Annotated in this window: 4 protein-coding genes; all 4 read left to right on the forward strand. The window is 56.4% G+C overall.

From position 1 onward, the window contains the following. Nucleotides 1-198 precede the first annotated feature (198 nt). The 4 genes from ACJROR_RS04895 (at nt 199) to ACJROR_RS04910 (ending at nt 3,998) form a co-directional block, all read left to right on the forward strand. Nucleotides 199-1,209: a hypothetical protein gene (locus ACJROR_RS04895; protein ID WP_406546122.1), complete on the forward strand. Its 1,011-nt coding sequence runs from the start codon at nt 199-201 to the stop codon at nt 1,207-1,209. A 34-nt stretch (nt 1,210-1,243) separates the two neighbouring features. Next, nucleotides 1,244-2,197, forward strand: coding sequence for a hypothetical protein (locus tag ACJROR_RS04900; RefSeq protein ID WP_406546123.1), 954 nt, complete (start codon nt 1,244-1,246; stop codon nt 2,195-2,197). Between the two features lie 95 nt (nt 2,198-2,292). After that, a complete protein-coding gene (locus ACJROR_RS04905) occupies nt 2,293-2,997 on the forward strand; it encodes a hypothetical protein (RefSeq protein WP_406546124.1) in 705 nt (234 codons plus the stop codon). 95 nt (nt 2,998-3,092) lie between these two features. After that, nucleotides 3,093-3,998, forward strand: coding sequence for a tetratricopeptide repeat protein (locus ACJROR_RS04910; protein ID WP_406546125.1), 906 nt, complete (start codon nt 3,093-3,095; stop codon nt 3,996-3,998). Nucleotides 3,999-4,115 lie beyond the last annotated feature (117 nt).

Genomic DNA, 4,115 nt, shown 5'->3' on the forward strand with positions numbered 1-4,115 from the left:
AAAGTATTCACCGCCCCACGATTATTTGCCGTAACTGTCGCAAACCCCTTTCACTTGCGATAAACTTGCAAAATATCTTAACCTTATCCCGTCCCGGAAGAATACAGACCGGCACAGTAAAACCGGCAGAGAAATACCGGCATAGCAGAGACGGGAAACTCACAGGATCCGAAACCGGCCGGATCAGACAGGACAGCAATGAACACAAAAGAACCGCCCCATGAAACCCCCGGGGATCCTCCCGTTCCGGCAGCCCCGGATCCCCGTCCCGCCGCGGAGGCTCCTTCCCGGAGCCAATCCTCCCGGGCGCCTGAGGTCGTGAAGATCGGCTTTGCCATCGCGGTGCTGGCGATTATTTTCGGGGGAAGTCTCCGTAATTGCGAGGGAGACTCCGTGAGCTACTCCGGGAGCTACGGAGAGAGATACAGCGAAGCCGCAGATGACGATGAGATCTGCTGGAATGCCGCCGACTGCCTGAAAAAAGCCCGGGTCTACAGCCGTACCGGAGAAACAGCCTATGCGGAAACCGCCGCCGTAAAGGCCTGCGACCTCGGGAGCAGCGAAGGGTGCTATATGCTGGGGCAGGATATTATCAATAAAGCTCTGGCCGAGAACGATGAAGACCAAAGTAAAAGCGCCCGGAGAAGCATCCGGGATCGGCTCTGGAAGGGGGCGGCCAAGGTGCAGGAGAGCTGCATTGCCGGTTATCCTCCCGCCTGCGAGGCCATGGCCCGCTACACCGGAGGAGAGCTTTCCATAATGAAGAATCCCGCAAGATCCGGACAGTACCACACCCAGGCCTGCGAGCTTGAGGTATTAAGTTCCTGCCTTCCCGCCATTGAGTTCCAATGGGAGCAGAAAAAGGATTATAAAAAAGCCTGGGAGCTTTCCAAAAGGCACTGTGCTTCCGGAAACCGGGAAGCCTGCGTCTACTACGCCATTCTGGCCGAGAATATCCAAAGCCAGGAGCCGGCCCTGAATGACCGGCGGCGCTGGCTCCGCGCCGGATGCGACCAGTACCGGATCCCCGGTGCCTGCTATCTGTTCGGCTTCCGGACTGACCGGGATCAAGCTCCGGAAGAGCGCCTTAAATATCTTAACGAAGCATGCGCCCTCTCCAAAAATGACAAGTACTGCTCTCTGGCAGAAAAGGAAAAGCGGATCCAGGAAGGGCGGAACGACGCCCGCATGATCGCTCCCCAGGGATAAGCCGCCTGAGTCTGATTATTAAAGGAAAAAAGAAATGGCAATCAACAGCAATTACCCCACCGATAATTCGGGCCGGAATCCGAATACCCCTTCCGCGCCCCGGCATCCGGTGCTTTTGAAGCTCCTGGGCTGCGCCGTTTACGCCGCCTTCGCAACATCGCTTTCTCTGTCAATAGGCGTCTTCTGGCTTGCCGCGCAGCCAGGAGGGGATTCCCTTGTCATTAAGCGGGGGGAGCCCGGCGCCGTTACAGAACCTGTTAAGGAAACATTTACGGAAGCGCCGAAAACCACCCATGATGAATCCGCCCCGCTGATGCCGCCCGCCCGCATAAGCGGCCGCAATAAGGAAAAAATTTTTGACAGCCCGGACTACAAATGCCTGGATGGCATTGAATGCTTTGAGGCCGGAGCTAACCTGATGGGCCGCGCCAAATACCGGGAAGCTGCCGTGCAGCTGAAGCTGGGCTGCGAGATGAATAACCCCCAGAGCTGCTGGAAAATGGGGGAACTGGAATTTCGCCGCTGGATCCCGGATGCCTCCCGGGAGAAGGCGGATTATTATTTCAGGCAAAGCTGTTTTCAGGGGCTGTTTGGCGCCGGCTGCATCGGTCTCGTTGACAATCTCAGAAAAAACTTTGCTCCTTCCTCCGAAAGAGATATGGCGATTACGCAGGCCCTGGATATCGCCTGCCGTCAGGGCATCCAAAAGGCCTGCAATGACCGTGCGGTAACGGTAACGCCGGACGGGACGAAGCCCAAAAAGCCGGAGGCAATTACCGACACTCAGGCGGAGGAGCTTGCCCAGGCCTGCCAGGAGGGCGACAGCAAGGCCTGTTTAAAGGTGGCCGAGCACTACGAGAATCATCCGGATCTGTCCCCCAAAGAAAGAACGGACAAGGCCCGGCAGATTTACGAGTTCCTCTGCCAGAAAAGGGATCCCCAGGGCTGCCAGAATCTCCGCAAAATCAAAAGGGCCGCAGGGATATAGCCGAGAGCCGAAGCATTTTCAGAGATCCTGAAACTTAAAAGAATCAGCAGGAGACCGGGAAACCCATGGGAAGAAATTTAAGCACGCGGATGTCAATGAAACTGACGCTGATCAAGTCTGTCATTATCGGCGTTACGGTGAGCGCTTGTTTAGGACAGATCTTTTTACTGCCGGATGTATCGGACGCTTATGAAAAGATCGACGAAGCGGAAAGGCATATCGAGCGCTATCCCCCTTTGCATAGCTCCTTTCTGCCCATGATGAATGTCTATGAAATCGGCAAATATCACACAGACCTCTCAGAAGAAAACTGTCAGGCGGGTTTTCCGCCCGGCTGTCTCCTCCGGGGACTTATTGCTCTGGAACACGGAGAACCCGGGAGCGATCCCGATGAAAACCGCAAGCTCGCGGAGAAGTTTTTCCGGCAGGGCTGCGCCAAGAGCGATCTCCCGGTCTGCCGGATCATTTCAGAAACCCGCAGGGACGATGAGTCCCGATCCCCGGAGGATGAAGAAAGGGTGATCCTCGGGATCCTGATGACGGGCTGCGACATCGGAGCCGAGATGCCCTGCGGCGATGCGGCCCAAAGGTTTTTCGAGAAGGGGGACTATCGCATGGCCCGAAGCTACGGCACCAAGGGCTGCGCCATGAAGGATTATCGCGGAGTTCCCTTCAGGGAGGCCCGGAGCTGCCAGTACCGAAAGCTTGCTCTGGAAAAGCTGGCCCGGGAAAACGCCGTCCCGGCGGATCCGGGAGAGCCGGCTCCTGCTGCTCCGGAGCCCATTACAGCTAAAGAGTGATCCCGGAGAGGCACTCCCTGAAGCTGACTCAGCCGGGAGCAAGTCTTAAGCCCCCGGAAACAGGAATCCGATTTCCCAAAAAGGAGTTATTTACCATGTACAATCGCCGCGGAACAACAAGCTGTCAGGGCTGGGTCGAAATGCTGACTGTCTTCCTGATTACCATGCTCATATTTCTGGTGCCTCTCTACTATTTAGAAGCCCTGCCATGGCAAAAGGAGCCGGAGCCTGACAAATTTTTCTGCAGGAGCGGCGTTAACTGTTATCTCGCCGGAGAAAAGGATTATCAGGCCGGGAACTACGAGGATGCCGCCAGGCTTTTGGTCTCCGGCTGCGAATTAAACTATCCCGCAAGCTGCGTTCTCCGGGGCCGCATGGCTCTTGAGGGAAAAGCGGATACCGCTTCCCCGGTACAGGCCCTGTACTATTTCCGGAAGGGATGCCAAAAGAGAGACCCGGCTTCCTGTCACCTTCTGGCGGACACCTATTACCGGCATTTCCGAGACCGTCCGAAAGGCATGGACATGGTAAGATGGGCCTGGCCCAGAGCCTGCGAACTGGGATCCCCGGAGGGCTGCCTCGGCTATGCCGGGTTCCTGGCGGAGACCGCAAAAAGCAAACAGGAAATTAACGCGGCTCTGGCGCTTCTGGACAGAACCTGCAGTCTTGCGGGGCAGGGGGAGCTCTGCGAGATGGCCGGGAAAATGCGGAAGAAGATCCTCGGGATGACTCCCGGCAAAGCGGATTCCGCAAAGAAGCCTCCGGAGCAGAAAGCGGCCCCGGCTCCTGTTCCGGAGGATCCAGAAAAGCTCCGGGAAGCCTGCAGCCAGGAGGACACCGCAGCCTGCCTGAGACTGGGCGCTTATTATGAGCATGATGAGAGACTCCTGACTGATAAAAGACGGGAGCAGGCTATGGAGGTTTACGGGAAGCTCTGTCAGAAACGGGATCCCCGGGGCTGTCAGGAATTCCGCCGGCTAAAAAACGCCTTGGGGAGGTAACCTGCAGGGTTGCGGAATAATAAGTCAAAGACAGCAAGGGGCGGTAACGGCAAATGAGATATCAGAGACCGGGATCGGTGATTTTTGGTAACTGCTTCGCTATTGCTTTCATAATTT

Origin of the sequence: Succinimonas sp. (assembly GCF_045225735.1) — a bacterium.
GTDB lineage: Bacteria > Pseudomonadota > Gammaproteobacteria > Enterobacterales > Succinivibrionaceae > Succinimonas.